The organism is Streptomyces liliiviolaceus, from assembly GCF_018070025.1.
In the GTDB taxonomy this organism is placed as follows: Bacteria; Actinomycetota; Actinomycetes; order Streptomycetales; family Streptomycetaceae; genus Streptomyces; species Streptomyces liliiviolaceus.
Map to the genome: position 1 here is coordinate 7,697,154 of NZ_JAGPYQ010000001.1, position 19,454 is coordinate 7,716,607.

Sequence of the window (19,454 nt, forward strand, 5' to 3'; positions counted from 1 at the left end):
CATGCCCGAACTGCGTGTCGTGGCCGTCTCCAACGACGGCACACGGCTGGTGCTGAAGGCTGCGGACAGCACGGAGTACACGCTTCCGATTGACGAGCGTCTACGCGCCGCCGTACGCGGCGACCGTCCCCGCCTCGGCCAGATCGAGATCGAGGTGGAGAGCCATCTCCGCCCCCGAGACATCCAGGCACGCATACGCGCGGGAGCATCCGCCGAAGAGGTCGCCCAGCTCGCCGGTATCCCCGTCGACCGTGTGCGCCGCTTCGAGGGCCCCGTGCTCGCCGAGCGTGCCTTCATGGCGGAGCGGGCCCGCAAGACGCCCGTCCGCCGCCCCGGCGAGACGACCGGTCCCCAGCTCGGCGAGGCCGTGCAGGAGCGCCTGCTGCACCGCGGTGCCGACAAGGAGACCGTCCAGTGGGACTCCTGGCGTCGCGACGACGGCACCTGGGAGGTGCTGCTCGTCTACCGCGTGGCGAGCGAGCCGCACTCCGCGAGCTGGACGTACGACCCGCCCCGGCGGCTCGTCCAGGCCGTCGACGACGAGGCGCGCTCGCTGATCGGCGAGTCCGACGACCTCGGTGCCGCCGAACCCAGCTTCCCGTTCGTCCCGCGCATCGCGCGGCTGCCCCGCGACCGTCCGCTGGACCGCTCCCTGGACCGGCAGATCGAGCGGCCGAGCCTGCCGCCGGCGTCGTCCGAGCCGGACATCGAGGAGGGTGTCAGCGAGCGGGAGCGCGACTCGCTGACCAGCCTCCTGGAGGCGGTGCCCAGCTTCCGCGGTGACATGGTCGTGCCCGAGAGGCCCTCGGCGGGACCCGCCGCCTCGACGGCCTCCGCGACCTCGGCCACGGAACGGTCCACGTCGGAGGAACCGCCCGTCCCGGAGACCGAGGTGGAGGAGCCGCCGGCTCCCGCGGCCTCGGCCGGTTCGGCCTACGCGGACGTGCTCATGCCGCGCTCGGTGGCCAGCCACCGCGACCGGCTCGTCGGCGCCACCGACCGGCAGGCCGAGGCGGACGGCGTCCGTCCGGGACGCAGAGCGGCCGTACCGAGCTGGGACGAGATCGTCTTCGGGACGCGACGCAAGAAGCAGGACTAGGAAGTGGCGAGGTGACAGGGGCTCGCACCGTGTCGGTGCGAGCCCCTGTCTCTCCCGTCCGCCCTTCGTCACCGGTCCGGTCGGCCGTCGTACGCCTGGGGCTACTGCGGATCGGGGCCGGTCGCGACCGGGCGGCCCTCGTCCCGCGACCACTCCGACCAGGACCCCACGTACAGCGCGGCCGGGATGCCCGCGACCGCCAGCGCGAGAACCTCGTGCGCCCCGGAGACGCCCGACCCGCAGTAGACGCCGACCTCCGAAGAGCCGTCGACGCCCAGGGACGCGAAGCGCTCAGCGAGCTCACCGGCCGGCAGGAAGCGACCGGATTCGGCCACATTCCCGGTGGTCGGCGCCGAGACCGCGCCAGGGATGTGGCCGCCGACCCGGTCGATCGGCTCGACGTCGCCGCGGTAGCGTTCGGCGGCCCGGGCGTCGAGCAGCAGACCGGTGCGGGCCAGCGCCGCGGCGCCGTCGGCGTCGAGCAGGGACACCTTCCCCGGAGCGGGTACGAAGGTCCCGGCGGCCGGAGCGGCACGGCCGCTCTCGACCGGACCGCTCCAGGCCGCGAGGCCGCCGTCAAGCACACGCACCGACGGGTGACCCGTCCAGCGCAACAGCCACCAGGCCCGTGCGGCGGCCCAGCCGAGCCCTCCGTCGTACACGACGACGTCACGGTCCCCGGAGACCCCGGCCGCGCGCATGGCCTCGGCGAAGACCTCCGGGTCCGGCAGCGGGTGGCGTCCCGCCGCGCCGGCGGGACCGGCGAGCTCGGTGTCCAGGTCCACGTAGACGGCCCCCGGAATGTGCGCCTCCTCGTAGGAGGAGCGGAGGTTCGGGCCGCCCAGCTGCCAGCGGATGTCCAGCACGACCGGCGGGTTCGGCCCCGTCAGGTCGCTCGCGAGTCGGGATGCGGAGATGATGGCGTTCATGGCCACCATCCTCGCGCACGGGGTGGCCACTTCGTCCAGGTCCGGCTACTGTGCTCCGCCGGGCCGACCCGACCACTCGGCGTGCAGGAACGGGCACACGCTGTACGGCCGATGGACATGCTCAGGCAATCGCGGGGAAACGGATGGGCAACAGGAATGCGGGCATCCTCCCGCCGTGGGCCGTCCGGCCGTGGCGCGGCCTACCGCCGGTGGTGCGACCATCGGCACCGGGCGCCGTGGTCCAGGACGGCACTACGCCCGGTTCGACAGCGGAAGTGAAGCGGCCCCGCGAGGCGCCGAGGAGAGGGTGACGATGACCGAGGCACGGGAGTCGGCCGGCCTGAACGGCTCTGCGTACACGCCCGGCGCGCCCTGCTGGGTGAGCCTGATGGTGCACGGGATGACCGCGACCCAGGAGTTCTACGGGGAGCTGTTCGGCTGGGAGTTCCAGCCCGGTCCGCAGCAGCTGGGTGCCTATGTGCGGGCGCAGTTGGACGGGCAGGAGGTGGCGGGCATCGGGCAGCTTCCACCGGACCGCCATCTGCCCGTCGCGTGGACCCCGTACCTCGCCTCGGACGACGTGGACCTGACGGCGGAGACGGTCCGGCACTGCGGCGGCACGGTCGGTGTCGGCCCGCTGGTCGCCGACGCAGCCGGCCGCCTGGCGATCGCCTCGGACCCCTCAGGCGCCGTGTTCGGCGTCTGGCAGGCGGCGGCGCATCTCGGTGCGGGCATCGCGGGGGTTCCCGGGACCCCCACCTGGAACGAGCTGGTCACCCGGGAGTCCGCGGGTGTCGCCAAGTTCTACGAGACGGTCTTCGGTTACGAGGAGGAGCCCGTCGTCTCCGCCGACTCCGACTACGTCACCCTGCACATCAAGGGCCGCCCGGTGGCCGGGATCCATGGCGTCGGCAACGCCCTGCCCCGGGACCGGGGCGCCCACTGGATGACGTACTTCGAGGTCGTCGACGTGGATGCGTCGGTGGCCCTGGTCGTCGAACTGGGCGGCCACGTCCTCAAGCCGGCCCACGACAGCGCGTACGGCCGGGTCGCCATGGTGGCGGACCTGGAGGGAGCGGCGTTCTCGCTGGTACGGAGCAGCCGCTAGGGCCTGTCCGGCGGTTCCCGCGGGTGGGTACGCGTCAGCCGCGGGCCGCGGTGTCCACCGGGAGCACGTCCGGGGACAGGACGCCCGCCCGCGCGGTCGCCGCGGTCGTCCGGCGGCTGTGGTGACGGCGGCACAGCACCTCGTAGCCGATGTCCTCCGACTGGTCGACGTCGCCGACGACGACCTGGGCGCCCTCCACGACCATCCGGCCGCCTATGGTGCGGGCGTTGTGGGTGGCGCGGGCGCCGCACCAGCACAGGGCCTCGACCTGCAGGACCTCGACGCGGTCGGCGAGTTCGACGAGTCGCTGGGAGCCCGGGAAGAGCTTGGAGCGGAAGTCGGTGGTGATGCCGAAGGCGAAGACGTCGATGTCCAGATCGTCGACCACGCGCGCGAGTTGGTCGATCTGCTCGGGGGCGAGGAACTGTGCCTCGTCGGCGATGACGTAGTCCGCCCTGCCGCCCCGCGAGAGATGCTCGACGAGGTACGCGTACACGTCCTGGTCCTCCTCGACCTCCACCGCGTCCGTGACCAGGCCGAGCCGTGAGGACAGCTTGCCCTCGCCCGCGCGGTCGTCCCGGGTGAAGATCATGCCCTGTAGTCCGCGGGCCGAGCGGTTGTGCTCGATCTGCAGAGCCAGCGTCGACTTCCCGCAGTCCATGGTTCCGGAGAAGAACACCAGCTCGGGCATGGGGAGTCGATCACCTTTCAGCGGGGGTGAGGCGGAAGGACGCACGGCGGGCGGAGGGTCAGGAACGCACTTCCAGCAGCGGGATGTGCTGTTCCGCCGGGGTCATCGAGCCGTGGTTGCCGACCATCAGCGACTCCTTCGGCTCCCGTTCGGACGCGGTGATCAGCACGTCGTCCCGGGCGGCCGCGACCACGTCGCCGATGCGCGCGTACACCCGTTCGTCGACGTGCGGGCCGAACCAGCCCGCCGCGATCGCCTCGTCGCGCGAGGCCACCCAGAACTGCTCGCCGAGCACCTCGCGCCAGCAGGTCAGGACGTCCGACTCGGCGCCCGGGACCGCGTACACGTGCCGGGCGCGGCCCTCGCCGCCGAGGAGGGCGACGCCCGCGCTCAGCTCCCAGTCCTCGTCGAAGTCGATCCGGTGCTGCTCGTCGAAGGGGATGTCGATCATGCCGTGGTCGGCCGTGACGTACAGGGCCGCGCGCGGCGGCAGTTGCTCGGCGAGGCGCTGGACCAGCCGGTCCACGTACATGAGCTGTCCGCGCCAGGCGTCGGAGTCGATGCCGAAGCGGTGTCCCTTGCCGTCGACCTCCGCGTAGTACGTGTAGACCAGCGACCGGTCCCCCGCGGCCAGTTGCTCGGCCGCCATGTCCATACGGTCCTCGCCGGTCAGCCGGCCGTGGAACGTGCCGCCGCTGAGCGCGATCTTGGTCAGGGGGGTGTTCTGGAAGTGCGGTGCCGACACCTGGGCCGTGTGCACGCCTGCCGCGTCGGCCAGCTGGAACACCGTGGGGTACGGCTGCCACGTGCCCGGCTTGGTCCAGGGGATCCAGCGGAGCTGGTTCATCAGCTCGCCGGTCTCCGGGTTGCGCACGGTGTAGCCGGGCAGCCCGTGCGCCCCGGGGGGCAGGCCCGTGCCGACCGAGGCCAGCGAGGTGGCGGTGGTCGCGGGATAGCCCGCCGTGATCGGCCGGCCGGTGCCGCCGCGCGAGCTGCCCAGCAGGGAGCTCATGAACGGGGCCTCGTCCGGGTGGGCCTTGAGCTGTTCCCAGCCGAGGCCGTCGATCAGGAAGACGCAGTTCCGGTCGGCCGGGCTCAGTTCGCCGAGGGAGGCGGTCATGTCCGGTACGTCCATGCCCGCGGCCAGGGTGGGCAGGAGGTCGGCGAGCGAACCGGTCCCGTATTCGGGTACGGGTGCTGATGCGACGGTGAGCGGTTCCGGGTCGTCCCAGACTTGCTGGGACATCAGCGGGTGACGTCCGCGGTCGCCTCGGAGAGCGACTGCGCGAAGGCGAGCGTCTGGCGCACGGCGTCCGGCCCGTCACCGGCCTCGCTGACGCGCAGGCTCAGGTCGTCCGCCGTCGAGCTGCCGGTGTAGCCGTGGTCCGCCTCGCAGTTGGAGTCGCCGCAGGCCGCGGGCTCCAGGTCGATACGGGCGACCGCGCCCCAGCCGATGGTGAGGACGACCTCGCGCGGCAGGGTCCCCACCACGTACTTCTCGGGGTTCGCCACGACCCGGCTGAGCACGACGGACGAGATCCGGCCAAGCTTCACGGACTCGGTGGACGTCGTCGCGTACGGCGTGGGCGACGTGCTGTCCGCCGCCTGCTCGTCGGTGTGGCTCACGATGAAACGGTTACCCGTGAGAACGAGCACCGTGACGTGCCGACGCACCTCGTTCGCGTCGAACGTCGTCTCCTGGTGGACCAGATACGACCGGATGGGCTCGCCCCCTACAGCGGCCTCCACCGCCTCGGCCACGAGGGCCGGGTAGTAGCCGCTGCGCTCGATCGCCGCTCGCAGCCCCTGGGTCGTCGTACTGGTCTTGGCCATGATGTCCATTCTACGGGGGCGTACTGACTGCGAGGCACCGCTCAGTACACAGGAAGCGTGCGTGGGCCGAGGTCGTCGCGGGCCGGTGGCGGCGCGAGCCGTACGGAGGCACCGAGCACACTCAGCCCGCGCGGGGCGACGACGACCGGTTCCAGGGCCACGGAGACGACCTCGGGGTGGTCGTCGACGAGCCGTGACAGGCGCAGCAGCAGTTGCTCCAGTGCCGTGACGTCCGCCGGGGCCGAGCCGCGCCAGCCGAACAGGAGGGGTGCGGTCCGGATGGAGCGGACCAGTGAGGCGGCGTCGCGGTCGGTGACCGGAATCAGTCGGTGCGCGGTGTCTCCGAGCAGTTCCGAGGCCGCTCCGGCGAGCCCGAAGGAGAGCACCGCTCCGGCGGCCGGGTCGATGACCGCCCGGACGACCGTGTCGACACCGCGCGGGGCCATGGCCTGCACCACCGGGCGCAGTTCCTCGGGCTCCCCGAAGAGGCTGGTCAACTCGGCGTACGCGCGCCGCAGTTGCTCCTCGTCCGCCAGGTCGAGGCGGACGCCTCCCAGGTCTGCGCGGTGCCTCAGGTGCGGGGCGGTGGTCTTGAGCGCCACCGGGTAGCCGAGGCGCTCCGCCGCGGCGACGGCCTCCCCGGGCGTGGGCGCGGGCAGGGCACGGCGGACGTCGATGCCGTACCGGGCGAGGAGGGCGCAGGTGTCGTCGGGGCCGAGGGTGAGCGCGCCCTCGGCCGCGCCCGGTTCCGTCGCCGGCACCGCCGTTCCCGGCACCGGCGCTCCCGGCTCCGTCTGTCCCGCCTCCGCGGTGGTGCTGCCCTCCCCGTCGACGAGGAGGCGGCCGATCTGCTCGGCCGCGCCCTTCTCGTCGATGTCCTCGTACTCGGGCACCCGCCCCGGATCGGCGGCCTCCTGCCGCCACTGGCCGTATTTCACCGCTTCCGCGAGCGCGCGCACGGCCCGCTCGGCGGCGGGGTAGGCGGGGATCAGCCGGGAGTCCGCCTCGGCGCTCTCCGTCCCGGGGAGGACGGGAGCGGACTGCGGGGCGGGGCCGGCCGCCGCTGACGCGGTGTCGTCCGGTGGGGTGCCGACCGGTGCCGGGGCGCCGGCCGGTGCGGTGCTGACCGCCGCGGACAGGGCCTCCGCGAGTCCGCCCAGCTCCACGTGCACCACGAGGACCGGCTTGGCGGGGGCCGCCGCCGAGGCCGAGCGGAGGGCCTCCGCCAGCGCGGCGTCCGCCGCCGATCTCTCGCCCACCGCCGGGATCGCGGTGACCACGACGGCGTCGCAGGCGTCGTCGGCCAGCGCGTGCGCCAGCGCGGCGCGGAAGTCCTCGGCGGAGGCGCCCGTCGTCAGGTCGCGGGGCGGCAGCGGCCGGAGTCCCTGGGCGAGACACGCGTCGTACGTCAGCAGCCCGAGCGATTCGGAGTTCCCGAGGATCGCCACCCTCGGGCCCGCGGGCAGGGGCTGGCGCGCCAGCAGCAGCCCGGCGTCGACCAGCTCGGTGATCGTGTCCACCCGGATGACCCCGGCCTGCCGCAGCAGGGCGGACACCGTGGCGTGCGGCAGCCGGGTGGCCCGTACCGCGTGTCCCTGGGGCGCGGCTCCGCCGTGCCGCGCGCCCTGGACGACGACCAGCGGCTTGGCCGCGGCCGTGCGCCGGGCGAGGCGGGTGAACTTCCGCGGGTTGCCGATCGATTCGAGGTACATGAGCGCGACGTCGGTGTCCGGGTCGTCGTACCAGTACTGGAGGACGTCGTTGCCCGACACGTCCGCGCGGTTGCCGGAGGAGACGAAGGTCGACACGCCCGTCACCCCGGTGACCCCGCCGCCGCGCCGGTGCAGCCGGGACAGCAGCGCGATCCCGATGGCCCCGGACTGGGCGAACAGGCCGATGCGCCCGGTGCGCGGCATCTCCGGGGCGAGCGAGGCGTTGAGCCGGGTCCGAGGAGAGGTGTTGATGACTCCGAATGCGTTCGGCCCGATCAGCCGCATTCCGTACGTACGCGCCTGCCGTACGAGCTCGCGCTGGCGCTCCCTGCCCTCGGGGCCGCTCTCGGCGTACCCCGCGGAGACCACGACGAGTCCCTGCACCCCGTGCTCGCCGCACTCCGCGACCGCTTCGGGGACCCGCTCGGCCGGGACGGCGATCACCGCGAGGTCGACGGGCTCGCCGATGTCGCGCACGGAGCGGTGGGCCGGGACCCCGGCCAGCTCCTTCTCCTGAAGTGCGCCGTTCACCGCGTACAGCCGCCCGGTGAAGCCCGCGTCGCGCAGGTTGTCCAGGATGCTGCGGCCCACTCCCCCGGGTGTGCGGCCCGCTCCGACGACCGCGACCGAACCGGGCGCCAGGAGCCGGGCCACGGAACGCGCCTCCGCGCGCTGCTCCCGCGCGCGCTGCACGGCGAGCGAACGGTCGGTGGGCTCCAGGTCGAACTCCAGGCGTACGACGCCGTCCTCGAAGCTGCGCTTCTGCTGGTACCCGGCGTCCGTGAAGACCTTGATCATCTTGGTGTTGGCGGGCAGCACCTCGGCGGCGAAGCGGCGGATGCCGCGCTCACGGGCGACGGCCGCGACATGTTCGAGCAGGGCGGAGGCCACGCCGCGGCCCTGGTGGGCATCCTGGACGAGGAAGGCGACCTCCGCCTCGTCCGCGGGGGCGGAGGCGGGCCGGCCATCCGCGGCGATGCGGTCGTACCGTACGGTGGCGATGAATTCGCCGCCGACGGTCGCCGCGAGTCCCACCCGGTCCACGAAGTCGTGGTGGGTGAAGCGGTGGACGTCCTTGGCGGACAGACGCGGGTACGGCGCGAAGAAGCGGTAGTACTTCGACTCGGCGGACACCTGCTCGTAGAAGCTGACGAGGCGGTCGGCGTCGTCGGCCGCGATGGGCCGGATGCGCGCGGTACCGCCGTCGCGCAGCACGACGTCGGCCTCCCAGTGAGCGGGGTACTCGTGCCGGTCCGTCGGGGTCTGCATGGGGCCCAGAGTACGACTCGGGTCCGACAACGGCGGGTTCGCGCCCGGCGGGCGCCCGGGGCAGTCTTGGGACCCGGGGCAGCTTTGAAGGCCTGGGCCGGCCGGGCCAGCACCCGCACCCGCACAGGGCACGCCCCACCGTTCACCGTATGGAACACTGGTCTAGACAACCTTGACACCTGAAGGGCAGCATCACATGGCTGAGCGCCGCGTCAACGTCGGCTGGGCCGAGGGCCTGCACGCCCGTCCCGCCTCCATCTTCGTCCGGGCGGCCACGGCCACCGGCGTCCCCGTGACGATCGCCAAGGCCGACGGCAACCCCGTCAACGCCGCGTCCATGCTCGCGGTCCTCGGCCTGGGCGCCCAGGGCGGCGAGGAGATCGTCCTGGCCTCCGACGCCGAGGGCGCGGACGTCGCGCTCGACCGCCTCGCGAAGCTGGTCGCCGAGGGTCTCGACGAGCTCCCCGAGACGGTCTGACCCTCAGGTCCCCTCGGGCCTCCTCGGGCCTCCTCGGGCCTCCCGGATTCCGGCGGACCCCACCGGTCCCCTCGGATCCCGTACGGCGGAGCCGCGTCACCCACACCCCGGGCGGCGCGGCTCCGCCGTTCGCGCGTACGGGAGCGTACGGAACCGGGGGCCGTTCTTTTCCTGCGCGTGGCGTATCGATTTCCGCCCGCCTCCGCACGCTTCCGCGCACACGGAAATGGCGTGCTCCACAATTGCGGGCACGCGGAAGAAAAGGGCACCGGAAATAGGGCCCTGCCGAATATCTCTCTTTGTATACGGTGCTTCTGTTAATGACGCAGGCCCGCTGTGTTTACGGGATGTTGCGAAGTCCTCACACGCTCGGCGCGGTCCCCACCCGGAAAACGCAGCCGGTGCGCGGACATCGCCCGCTCCGTGTGCAGCGCCGTGATCGCCCTGGCCCGGTCGCTGTCACCGCGGGCCACGGCGTCCACGATGGCCCCGTGCTCGGTCCAGGACTCGGCGGGGTTCGCGGGCGCCTCGACCGAGTACATCCAGGCGATCTTGTGCCGCAGCTGGCCGAGCGTCGAGGTCAGCGCCGGGCTGCCCGAGGACTGCGCGAGCGTCTCGTGGAACCAGCCCCCGAGCGAGCGCAGATCCTCGCTGCTGCCCCGTCTGGCCCGCTCCTGGCCGAGCCTGACCAGGCCGCGCAGCACCTTGAGATGGGCCTCGGTGCGCCGTTGGGCGGCACGGGCGGCGCCCAGCGGCTCCAGCAGCATGCGCATCTCCAGGAGGTCGGCGGCCTCCTGCTCGGTGGGTTCCGCGACGCACGCGCCCGCGTGCCGACGGGTGACCACGAAGCCCTCCGCCTCCAGGGTGCGCAGCGCCTCGCGCACGGGGACCCGCGAGACGCCGTAGCGGCGCGCGAGCAGTTCTTCGGTGAGCCGGCTGCCGCGCTCGTAGACACCCGCGACGATGTCGTCCCGGATCGCCGTGCATACCGAGCGCGCGGGAATACGCATGACCGGACCTCCGCCTTAATCCCCGCGAAACGCGGTCGATTGACGCTTGTTCGGTGACTCTATTGCAGAGAACGGGAAATTCCGAAGGCAGCCGGGAATCCATGGATATTTTTTGGACACACCGGGCTTCTGAACAGGCAGTCGTCCGGTACGAAAGTGACCGGAAGCCGTCCGAACGCGCGCGGGCCCCGGCTCGGTGAGCCGGGGCCTGCGACGGAGGTGCGGTGCGGGTGCGGTTTGGGTGCGGTGCGAAGCGCCCGTGCGGTCAGACGTTCACGCCGTGCCCGCGGAGGTACGCGATCGGGTCCATGTCGGATCCGTACTCGGCGGTCGTCCGTGCCTCGAAGTGCAGGTGCGCCCCCGTGACGTTGCCGGTCGCCCCGGAGAGGGCTATCTGCTGCCCCGGAGTGACCGTCTGGCCCACCGAGACACCGATGGACGAGAGGTGCCCGTACTGGGTGTACGTGCCGTCAACCATCTTGATGACGATCTGGTTGCCGTACGAGCCGCCCCAGCCGGCCTCCACGACTGTGCCGGAGCCCACCGCGTGCACGGCGGTGCCGCTGGCGGCGTGGAAGTCGATGCCGGTGTGGCTGCCGGAGGACCAGATACCGCCACCGGCCTGGTACGACGTGGAGACGTACGAGCCGGTGATCGGCGCGGTGTAGGCGTTGAGGCGCTTGCGCTCGGCCTCGCGGGCCGCACGGGCCTTGGCCTCGCGCTCCTTCTCGGCCTTCTCCCTGGCCTCCTCCGCGCGCTTCTTCGCGGCGGCCTCGGCCTTCTCGCGGGCGGCGGCCTGCTCGGCGGCCTGGCGCTGGGCGACGGCCTGCGCGTCGATCTCGTGGGCGACCGAGTCGCCCATGGTGACGGCCTTCAGGGGGCCCGTCTGCTCGACCTCGCTCTCGGCGGCGAACGCCGGGGCGGCCAGCGTGCCCACGACACCGGTGGTGGCCAGAGCGGCGACGCCGACGGTCCTGCGGGTGGTGCGCGTCATGCGGCTGGGAAGACGGTGCTTCCCCGTGGCGCGGGTGAACGCCATGAAGTGGCTGGTCCTTTCCTTCCTTCTCGCCTACCGGGTTAGCTGACGGGTTCGGAGCAGGAAGGTCTCCTACGGACCCCCTTCGGGAAGGGCGTCCGATTCACCCCAGGGACCTGGGTCCCCGGCTCCCCTGGCTCGCGCCATGCGGGGACTCGGCGATGACTGTCCGGTGCCGCGGACGCGGCGCAGTGCCTGACGAACAGCCGGACCGACGCTAAGCGGCGCCTCTTTCAAAGGACAAACGGATCACCATTTTTGTAGCGCATGCCACAGGGCAGACAGGCAACTTCCCTGCAATACGGACAAACCATGGGCGGAGAAGGACAGAAAAGGGCCCGGGTGACTCGTCCGGTCACCCGGGCCCCGGCCGTGACAGGTCCTGCGCGAGCACAGGACCGACCCGGCCACAGATCCCTACTCGGCCGTCACGACGCTGACTTCGCCGATGCCGAGGGCCCTGACGGGCTCCTCGATCTGCGCGGCGTCACCGACGAGGACGGTCACCAGACGGTCCACCGGGAACGCGTTCACGGCGGCCGCGGTGGCCTCCACGGTGCCGGTCGCGGCGAGCTGCTTGTACAGCGTCGCCTGGAAGTCGTCCGGCAGGTGCTGCTCGACCTGGTCGGCGAGCGTGCCCGCGACGGCTCCCGCGGTCTCGTACTTCAGGGGCGCCACGCCCACCAGGTTCTGCACGGCGACATCACGCTCGGCGTCCGTCAGGCCCTCGGCGGCGAGGGTGCGCAGCACCTTCCACAGGTCGTCGAGCGCCGGACCGGTGTTCGGGGTGTCCACGGAGCCGCTGATGGCGAGCATCGAGATGCCCGTCCCGTCCGGAGCGGAGCGCAGCACCTGGCCGAACGCCCGCACACCGTAGGTGTATCCCTTCTCCTCCCGCAGGACGCGGTCCAGGCGGGAGGTGAGGGTGCCACCGAGGCAGTACGTGCCGAGCACCTGGGCGGGCCAGACGCGGTCGTGCCGGTCCGCGCCGACGCGGCCGATGAGCAGCTGCGTCTGGACGGCTCCGGGCCGGTCGACGATGATCACGCGGCCGGTGTCGTCGGCGGTCACCGAGGGCACGGGACGTGCCTGGGCCTGCGAGCCGGTCCAGGCGCCGAGCGTGTCCCCGAGCAGCGCGTCGAGGTCGACGTCCGTGAGGTCGCCGACGACGACCGCGGTGGCCGTGGCGGGGCGTACGTGCTTCTCGTAGAAGGCGCGCACGGCCGCCGAGTCGATCGCGGTGACCGTCTCCTCGGTGCCCTGGCGCGGACGCGACATCCGGGAGTCCGCCGGGAAGAGCTGCCGGGACAGCTCCTTGGCGGCCCGCCGGGCCGGGTTGGCGGTCTCGTGCGGGATCTCGTCGAGCCGGTTGCGCACCAGCCGCTCGATCTCGCCGTCCTCGAACGCGGGTGCCCTGAGGGCGTCGGCGAGCAGGCCGAGCGCCTTGGGCAACCGGGAGACGGGGACTTCGAGGCTGAGCCGTACGCCGGGGTGGTCGGCGTGGGCGTCGAGCGTGGCGCCGCAGCGCTCCAGCTCGGCGGCGAACTCCTCGGCGGAGTGCTTGTCGGTGCCCTCCGAGAAGGCCCGCGCCATGATCGTGGCGATGCCGTCGAGGCCCTTGGGCTCGGCCTCCAGCGGGGCGTCCAGGAGGACCTCCACGGCGACGACCTGCTGGCCGGGGCGGTGGCAGCGCAACAGCGTCAGGCCGTTGCCGAGGGTGCCGCGCTCGGGCGCCGGGAAGGCCCAGGGCCTGGCCTCGCCGGCCTGGGGCTGCGGGTGGAACTCCATCGTGGCGAGCTCGGTCACTTGGCCGCCTCCTCGTCGGTGTGGTCCGCTGCGTCGGTCTCGTCGGCCGCGTCGGTCTCCTCGGGGGCGACCGGCTCGTAGACCAGCACCGCGCGGTTGTCGGGGCGCAGGCGGGCCTTGGCGACCTCCTGGACCTCCTCCGCGGTGATGTCGAGAACGCGCTGCACGGCGGTCAGGGCGAGCTGGGGGTCGCCGAACAGGACCGCGTACCGGCACAGTTCGTCGGCGCGGCCCGCGACCGTGCCGAGACGGTCCAGCCACTCGCGCTCCAACTGGGCCTGGGCGCGCTCCATCTCCTCGGCGGTGGGGCCCTCCTCGGCGAACCGGGCGAGCTCCTCGTCGACGGCGGTCTCGATGACCGGGACCTCGACGTCGCCGGAGGTCTTCACGTCGAGCCACCCCAGGGAGGGCGCTCCGGCGAGGCGCAGCAGACCGAACCCGGCCGCGACGGCGGTGCGGTCACGGCGTACGAGCCGGTTGTAGAGCCGGGACGACTCGCCGCCGCCGAGCACGGTGAGGGCGAGGTCGGCGGCGTCCGACGCGCGCGTGCCGTCCTCCGGGAGCCGGTAGGCGGCCATCAGCGCACGCGCCGGGACCTCCTCCTCGACGACCTCGCGCAGCTGCCCGCCCATGGTCTCCGGGAGCGAGCCGTCGCGCGGGGCGGGCTTGCCGTCGTGCCCGGCGATGGAACCGAAGTACTTCTCGACCCAGGCGAGCGTCTGCTCCGGGTCGATGTCCCCGACGATCGACAGCACGGCGTTGTTGGGCGCGTAGTAGGTGCGGAAGAACGCGCGCGCGTCCTCAAGGGTGGCCGCGTCCAGGTCGGCCATCGACCCGATCGGGGTGTGGTGGTAGGGGTGGCCCTCCGGGTACGCGAGGGCGGTCAGCTTCTCGAAGGCGGTGCCGTAGGGGACGTTGTCGTAGCGCTGGCGGCGCTCGTTCTTGACGACGTCCCGCTGGTTTTCCATCGACTCCTCGTCGAGGGCCGCGAGCAGCGAGCCCATGCGGTCGGCCTCCAGCCAGAGGGCGAGCTCCAGCTGGTGCGTCGGCATGGTCTCGAAATAGTTGGTGCGCTCGAAACTCGTCGTGCCGTTGAGCGAACCGCCCGCTCCCTGGACCAGTTCGAAGTGGCCGTTGCCCTTCACCTGGCCGGAGCCCTGGAACATCAGGTGCTCGAAGAGGTGGGCGAGCCCGGTACGGCCCTTGACCTCGTGACGCGAGCCGACGTCGTACCAGAGGCACACCGCCGCGACCGGGGTCAGGTGGTCCTCGGAGAGCACCACACGCAGGCCGTTGGCCAGGCGGTGCTCGGTCGCTGTCAGGCCGCCGGAACCGGCCTCGGCTGTGGCCGTGTGACCCATGGGCATGTACGTCCCTTCGATCGCGGAAAACTGCTGAATTCCTGCTAGTCGTGCCACTGTATGCAAGCGCGCGGACAGCTGGCGAAGTTCCCGCATCGGGTACGCCGAGAGCGAGCACGCACTCCGACAGAGGCGCCCGGCCGGGGGCGCCCCGTCAGGGCACTCCGTCAGGGCACTCCGTCAGGGCACTCCGTCAGGGGCGCTCCGTCAGGGCGCCCCGTCAGGGGCGCGGGGAACTGCGCGACCAGCCACAGCGGACCCGCAGCCGACAAACGCCCCTGCCCGGTGCCCCTACCGGGGGGGGCGCCCCTCAGGGGGCACTCCTCCGGGGTCACATCTACAGGGGCGCGGGGAACTGCGCGACCGGCCACAGCGAACCCGCACCCGACAACACCCCTCCACCACCCCCGTGGAAACGGAACGCGGTAGCGTCCTCAGACCTCCGCGGGCAGCCGCGGGCCGCGCTCGTGGAGCCTCCGGGGCCGCCTCGATCGGGTCCCGCCAGGCCTGTTGGGGCGGTCGCGCACCCGGCCCGACAGGCCCGTACGGACGGGTCGTGGTCCGCGTTGTCAGTACTGCGGTCCACAATGGACCGCGTCAGAACCCGTCAGAACCCGTTCATGCCCCGGCAGAGACTGTGAAGGAGTCGCAGCAGCGATGGCCCGCCGCAGCACGAAGACCCCGCCTTCCGACGACTTCGAGGAGCGCATCCTCGACATCGACGTCGTCGACGAGATGCAGGGCTCTTTCCTTGAGTACGCGTACTCGGTCATCTACTCCCGAGCCCTGCCGGACGCCCGCGACGGCCTCAAGCCCGTGCACCGCCGCATCGTCTACCAGATGAACGAGATGGGGCTCCGCCCCGACCGCGGCTATGTGAAGTGCGCCCGCGTCGTCGGCGAGGTCATGGGTAAGCTCCACCCCCACGGCGACGCGTCGATCTACGACGCCCTGGTCCGCCTGGCCCAGCCCTTCTCCATGCGGCTGCCCCTGGTCGACGGCCACGGCAACTTCGGTTCGCTGGGCAACGACGACCCGCCGGCCGCCATGCGGTACACCGAGGCGAGGATGGCCGACGCCACCTCCCTCATGACGGAGTCGATCGAAGAGAACACGGTCGACTTCGCCCCGAACTACGACGGCCAGGAGCAGGAGCCGTCGGTCCTCCCGGCCGCGTATCCGAACCTCCTGGTCAACGGCGCGTCGGGCATCGCGGTCGGCATGGCGACGAACATGGCGCCGCACAACCTCGGCGAGGTCATCGCCGCCGCCCGCCATCTGATCCGCCACCCCGGGGCCGATCTCGAAACGCTCATGAAGTACGTCCCGGGCCCCGACCTGCCCACCGGCGGCCGTATCGTCGGCCTGGCCGGGATCAGGGACGCGTACGAATCGGGCCGCGGCACCTTCAAGATCCGCGCGACGGTGTCCGTGGAGAACGTGACGGCGCGCCGCAAGGGCCTCGTCGTCACCGAACTGCCCTTCACCGTCGGCCCGGAGAAGGTGATCGCGAAGATCAAGGACCTGGTCGGCTCGAAGAAGCTGCAGGGCATCGCCGACGTCAAGGACCTCACCGACCGCTCGCACGGCCTGCGCCTGGTCATCGAGGTCAAGAACGGCTTCGTACCTGAGGCGGTCCTGGAGCAGCTCTACAAGCTGACGCCGATGGAGGAGTCCTTCGGCATCAACAACGTGGCGCTGGTGGACGGCCAGCCGCTCACGCTCGGCCTCAAGGAACTGCTGGAGGTGTACCTCGACCACCGCTTCGAGGTCGTGCGCCGCCGCAGCGAGTTCCGCCGCACCAAGAAGCGCGACCGGCTGCACCTGGTCGAGGGCCTGCTCGTCGCCCTGCTGGACATCGACGAGGTCATCCGCCTCATCCGCTCCAGTGAGAACTCCGCCCAGGCCAAGCAGCGCTTGATCGAGCACTTCTCACTGAGCGAGATCCAGACGCAGTACATCCTGGACACGCCGCTGCGTCGGCTGACCAAGTTCGACCGCATCGAGCTGGAGACCGAGCGCGACCGGCTCAACGGCGAGATCGACGAGCTGACCGGCATCCTGGAGTCGGACACCGAGCTGCGCAAGCTGGTGTCGACCGAACTGGCCGCGGTGGCCAAGAAGTTCGGCACCGACCGGCGTACGGTGCTGCTGGAGTCGGCCGGTTCCGCCGCCACGGCCGTTCCGCTGCAGGTGGCGGACGACCCGTGCCGGGTGCTCCTGTCGTCGACGGCGCTGCTCGCGCGTACGGCCAACGGTGACCCCTTCGGGGAGAGCGAGGGCAGGCGCGTCAAGCACGATCTGATCGTCTCCGCCGTCCCGGCGACGGCCCAGGGCGAGATCGGCGCGGTCACGTCCAGCGGACGGCTGCTGCGGCTGAACGTCATCGACCTCCCCCAGCTGCCCGAGACCGCCTCGGCGCCCAACCTCTCCGGAGGCGCGCCGATCTCGGAGTTCCTGACCCTGGAGGGCGACGAGCAGGTGGTCTGCCTGATGACGCTCGACGAGTCGTCGCCCGGCCTGGCGCTCGGCACCCAGCAGGGTGTGGTCAAGCGCGTGGTCCCGGACTATCCGTCCAACAAGGAGGAGCTGGAGGTCATCACCCTCAAGGACGGTGACCGGATCGTCGGCGCGGCGGAGCTGCGCACCGGCGAGGAGGACCTCATCTTCATCACCGACGACGCGCAGCTGCTGCGCTACCAGGCGTCCCAGGTCCGCCCGCAGGGCCGGCCGGCGGGCGGCATGGCAGGTGTGAAGCTCACGGACGGGGCCAAGGTGATCTCGTTCACGGCGATCGACCCGGCCGTGGACGCGGTGGTCTTCACCGTGGCGGGCTCGCGGGGCACGCTGGACGACTCGGTCCAGACGACGGCGAAGCTGACCCCCTTCGACCAGTACCCGCGCAAGGGCCGCGCCACGGGCGGCGTGCGCTGCCAGCGGTTCCTGAAGGGCGAGGACTGCCTGAGCCTGGCCTGGGCGGGCCCCGCTCCTGCACGCGCGGCGCAAAGGGACGGCACACCCGCGGAACTGCCGGAGATGGACCCGCGCCGCGACGGCTCGGGAGTGTCCCTGGCGAAGACGGTCTCGGTGGTGGCGGGCCCGGTCTAGCCCTCGCCGCCCGGCAGGTCGTCCCACCCACCCCGACCTGCCACTTCCGCCTCCTCCGTCTCTGCCTCCTGCTCCTGTACGTAACGCAGGACGCCCCACATGCTGCGCTCGTCGGCGTGTGGGGCGTCGTCCTTGCAGGCCTCCAACTCCTTGCCGAGCGCGACGGCGTCGATGCCGGACCCGATGAGGACGAGCTGGGTCAGCCGCTCGCCCGGAGCCCAGGGTTCCGGATAGAAACGCAGAAAACGGCCCACCGCGTGCACGGCGTACCGGTTACGTGGATCGGCGGCGCCGAAGTCGACGTACCCCTTGATCCGGTACAGACCGTCGGGCCTGCTGTCGAGGAAGTCCATCAACCGCCGGGGCCCGAGGGGCACTTCCGAGGTGAAGGAGACGGACTCGTAGGCGGAGTGCAGATGTCCGAGGTGCCCGTCGGCGCCACCGTCGCCGCGGTCACCGTCCTCATGCCGGTGCAGGTCGTCGAAGGACAACTGGCCGATACGTTCCTCGGTCGGCCGGCAGTCGAAGAGGAACTCGGGGTCGATCCTCCCGTACGACGCGGATACGACGGCGGCGCCGTCGGCGAGCGTACGCACCAGCCCCGTCACGCGGTCGGGGTCCGGCACGCGGTCCGCCTTGTTGACGACGACCAGGTCGGCGATGGCGAGGTGACGGTCGATCTCGGGATGCTTCTCGCGGGTTGCGTCGAACTCGGCGGCGTCGACGACCTCCACCAGCCCGCCGTAGACGATGTGCGGGTTCTCGCTGGCCAGGAGCATCTTCACCAGTTCCTGGGGCTCGGCGAGACCGCTCGCCTCGATCACGATCACGTCCATCCGGGACGAGGGCCGGGCCAGCCGGTCCAGATACAGATCGAGTTCACTGGCGTCGACGGCGCAGCACAGGCACCCGTTGCCGAGAGAGACGGTGGAGTCCCCGAGCGCCCCCGCGACAGCCATGGCATCGATCTCGATGGCCCCGAAGTCGTTCACGATGGCCCCGATACGGCTGCCTCCACCGCGGTGCAGGAGGTGATTGAGCAGTGTGGTCTTCCCGGATCCGAGGAAACCGGCGAGGACGAGAACCGGGATCTGCTGGGGGCTCGCCTGACTCGACACGCGACCTCTCTCACACCAATTGCGTGCTCCGGCTCGCAAACCGGCTCTCACGACGGGGGACGAATGCCCGCCAAGGATACGAGCCGCCCCGGAAAGCGCCCGAAGTGAACGATTGTTAGCGGCGCTCGCGGGGCACACGTTGGGCAAGGCGCCGAGTTGCGCGACCCGCGCATACCTCCGTGCGCCGCCTCTCCGCCTCCCAGCCGATCACACCACTGGACACGCTGGGAGACGGCAAGCGCCGCCCAACGCTTCGCCGGTCCGCTCTCTGTCGACCCGCACCCGACGACCGGCGGACGGTCGCCTGATTCGGGGGTTGACATGGCCACACAGAAATTTGGGATCCGGGGGTTGAGTACCGCCTCTGTGGCGGGACTCGCGTTCACAGCAGGAACTCTCGCAGTCCTCACCTTCCAGCAGCGTCAGTACAACAGGATGAGACTGCGGGTGGAGCAGCAGCGCGTGCACCAGCAGTTGCTGAGCAAGGCCATGGACGACCCAGAACTGGCCGTCGTGATGAGCACCGTCGACCTCAGCACCGCGCCGGCCACCGAACGGCCCAGGCTGCGACGCCAGTACCTCTTCGCCAACGCGCTCTACACGAATGCCCTGCACACCTTCTATGCCGGAGACGTCAACTGGCAGGAGTTGCACGGACACCTTCGGGTGCTCTGCCAGAGCAGCGTGTTCCGCGACTTCTGGGAGGCCACCCGACACCATCGCGACAGCCTCGACGACTCGTCGCAGGAGGCTCGCGTAGGGAAAATGGTGGACGGGCTCGTCCGCGATCTGGCCGAGGCAGACACGGAAGAGTGGTGGGTCGTGGGTGAACCACCGTCAAAATAGGGCCAGTTGGGCTAGCGCCGCCGGTGCCCCGGGTTCGTCCCAGGGGCACC

Annotated in this window: 15 protein-coding genes and 1 riboswitch; of the genes, 5 read left to right on the forward strand and 10 right to left on the reverse strand. The window is 71.6% G+C overall.

The features are described 5' to 3' along the window. The first annotated feature begins 1 nt into the window (after position 1). On the forward strand, positions 2–1,099 hold the full coding sequence (gene sepH / locus J8N05_RS32715; protein WP_210889186.1) for a septation protein SepH: 1,098 nt from the start codon (positions 2–4) through the stop codon (positions 1,097–1,099). Positions 1,100–1,200: 101 nt separating this feature from the next. Here sepH and J8N05_RS32720 read toward each other — a convergent pair whose 3' ends face one another. Then, positions 1,201–2,028, reverse strand: coding sequence for a sulfurtransferase (locus J8N05_RS32720; protein WP_210889188.1), 828 nt, complete (start codon positions 2,026–2,028; stop codon positions 1,201–1,203). Positions 2,029–2,341: 313 nt separating this feature from the next. Between J8N05_RS32720 and J8N05_RS32725 the strand changes: the two genes are divergently transcribed. Then, positions 2,342–3,136 carry a VOC family protein gene (locus J8N05_RS32725; RefSeq protein ID WP_210889190.1) on the forward strand — a complete coding sequence of 265 codons (795 nt, stop codon included), beginning with the start codon at positions 2,342–2,344 and terminating at the stop codon, positions 3,134–3,136. A 34-nt stretch (positions 3,137–3,170) separates the two neighbouring features. On the opposite strand, the gene J8N05_RS32730 is transcribed toward J8N05_RS32725, so the two are convergent. From J8N05_RS32730 to J8N05_RS32745, 4 genes are read right to left on the reverse strand one after another with little or no spacing between them, the layout of a single operon-like run. After that, positions 3,171–3,827, reverse strand: coding sequence for a thymidine kinase (locus J8N05_RS32730; RefSeq protein WP_210889192.1), 657 nt, complete (start codon positions 3,825–3,827; stop codon positions 3,171–3,173). A gap of 58 nt (positions 3,828–3,885) precedes the next feature. Continuing rightward, entirely contained in the window at positions 3,886–5,073 is a 1,188-nt protein-coding gene (locus J8N05_RS32735; RefSeq protein ID WP_210889194.1) for an alkaline phosphatase family protein, read from the reverse strand. Then, positions 5,073–5,660: a DUF5998 family protein gene (locus tag J8N05_RS32740; protein WP_107021511.1), complete on the reverse strand. Its 588-nt coding sequence runs from the start codon at positions 5,658–5,660 to the stop codon at positions 5,073–5,075. Before J8N05_RS32740 ends, J8N05_RS32735 begins: the two co-directional genes overlap by 1 nt. Before the next feature lie 41 nt (positions 5,661–5,701). Beyond that, positions 5,702–8,641, reverse strand: a complete 2,940-nt coding sequence (locus J8N05_RS32745) for a bifunctional acetate--CoA ligase family protein/GNAT family N-acetyltransferase (protein ID WP_210889196.1) — start codon at positions 8,639–8,641, stop codon at positions 5,702–5,704. Between the two features lie 196 nt (positions 8,642–8,837). On the opposite strand from J8N05_RS32745, the gene J8N05_RS32750 reads away from it, so the two are divergent. Continuing rightward, positions 8,838–9,119 (forward strand): HPr family phosphocarrier protein, encoded by a 282-nt coding sequence (locus tag J8N05_RS32750; protein ID WP_210889198.1) that lies wholly within the window; start codon positions 8,838–8,840, stop codon positions 9,117–9,119. A gap of 317 nt (positions 9,120–9,436) precedes the next feature. Here J8N05_RS32750 and J8N05_RS32755 read toward each other — a convergent pair whose 3' ends face one another. The 4 genes from J8N05_RS32755 to J8N05_RS32770 all read right to left on the reverse strand — a co-directional run bounded on the left by J8N05_RS32755 (position 9,437) and on the right by J8N05_RS32770 (position 14,332). Continuing rightward, positions 9,437–10,129, reverse strand: coding sequence for a GntR family transcriptional regulator (locus J8N05_RS32755; protein ID WP_210889201.1), 693 nt, complete (start codon positions 10,127–10,129; stop codon positions 9,437–9,439). 265 nt (positions 10,130–10,394) lie between these two features. After that, positions 10,395–11,168, reverse strand: coding sequence for a M23 family metallopeptidase (locus J8N05_RS32760; RefSeq protein WP_210889203.1), 774 nt, complete (start codon positions 11,166–11,168; stop codon positions 10,395–10,397). A 13-nt stretch (positions 11,169–11,181) separates the two neighbouring features. Next, a riboswitch (cyclic di-AMP (ydaO/yuaA leader) is annotated at positions 11,182–11,336 on the reverse strand. Between the two features lie 246 nt (positions 11,337–11,582). Continuing rightward, positions 11,583–12,971, reverse strand: coding sequence for a M16 family metallopeptidase (locus J8N05_RS32765; RefSeq protein ID WP_210889205.1), 1,389 nt, complete (start codon positions 12,969–12,971; stop codon positions 11,583–11,585). Next, positions 12,968–14,332 carry a M16 family metallopeptidase gene (locus tag J8N05_RS32770; protein WP_210890537.1) on the reverse strand — a complete coding sequence of 455 codons (1,365 nt, stop codon included), beginning with the start codon at positions 14,330–14,332 and terminating at the stop codon, positions 12,968–12,970. Before J8N05_RS32770 ends, J8N05_RS32765 begins: the two co-directional genes overlap by 4 nt. A 657-nt stretch (positions 14,333–14,989) precedes the next feature. Here J8N05_RS32770 and J8N05_RS32775 point away from each other — a divergent pair. Beyond that, positions 14,990–17,440 carry a DNA gyrase/topoisomerase IV subunit A gene (locus J8N05_RS32775; protein WP_210889207.1) on the forward strand — a complete coding sequence of 817 codons (2,451 nt, stop codon included), beginning with the start codon at positions 14,990–14,992 and terminating at the stop codon, positions 17,438–17,440. On the opposite strand, the gene J8N05_RS32780 is transcribed toward J8N05_RS32775, so the two are convergent. Next, a complete protein-coding gene (locus J8N05_RS32780; RefSeq protein WP_210889209.1) occupies positions 17,437–18,558 on the reverse strand; it encodes a CobW family GTP-binding protein in 1,122 nt (373 codons plus the stop codon). The two genes, J8N05_RS32775 and J8N05_RS32780, sit on opposite strands and share 4 nt — an antisense overlap. A gap of 351 nt (positions 18,559–18,909) precedes the next feature. Between J8N05_RS32780 and J8N05_RS32785 the strand changes: the two genes are divergently transcribed. Further along, positions 18,910–19,404, forward strand: a complete 495-nt coding sequence (locus tag J8N05_RS32785) for a DUF6082 family protein (RefSeq protein WP_308286935.1) — start codon at positions 18,910–18,912, stop codon at positions 19,402–19,404. Positions 19,405–19,454 lie beyond the last annotated feature (50 nt).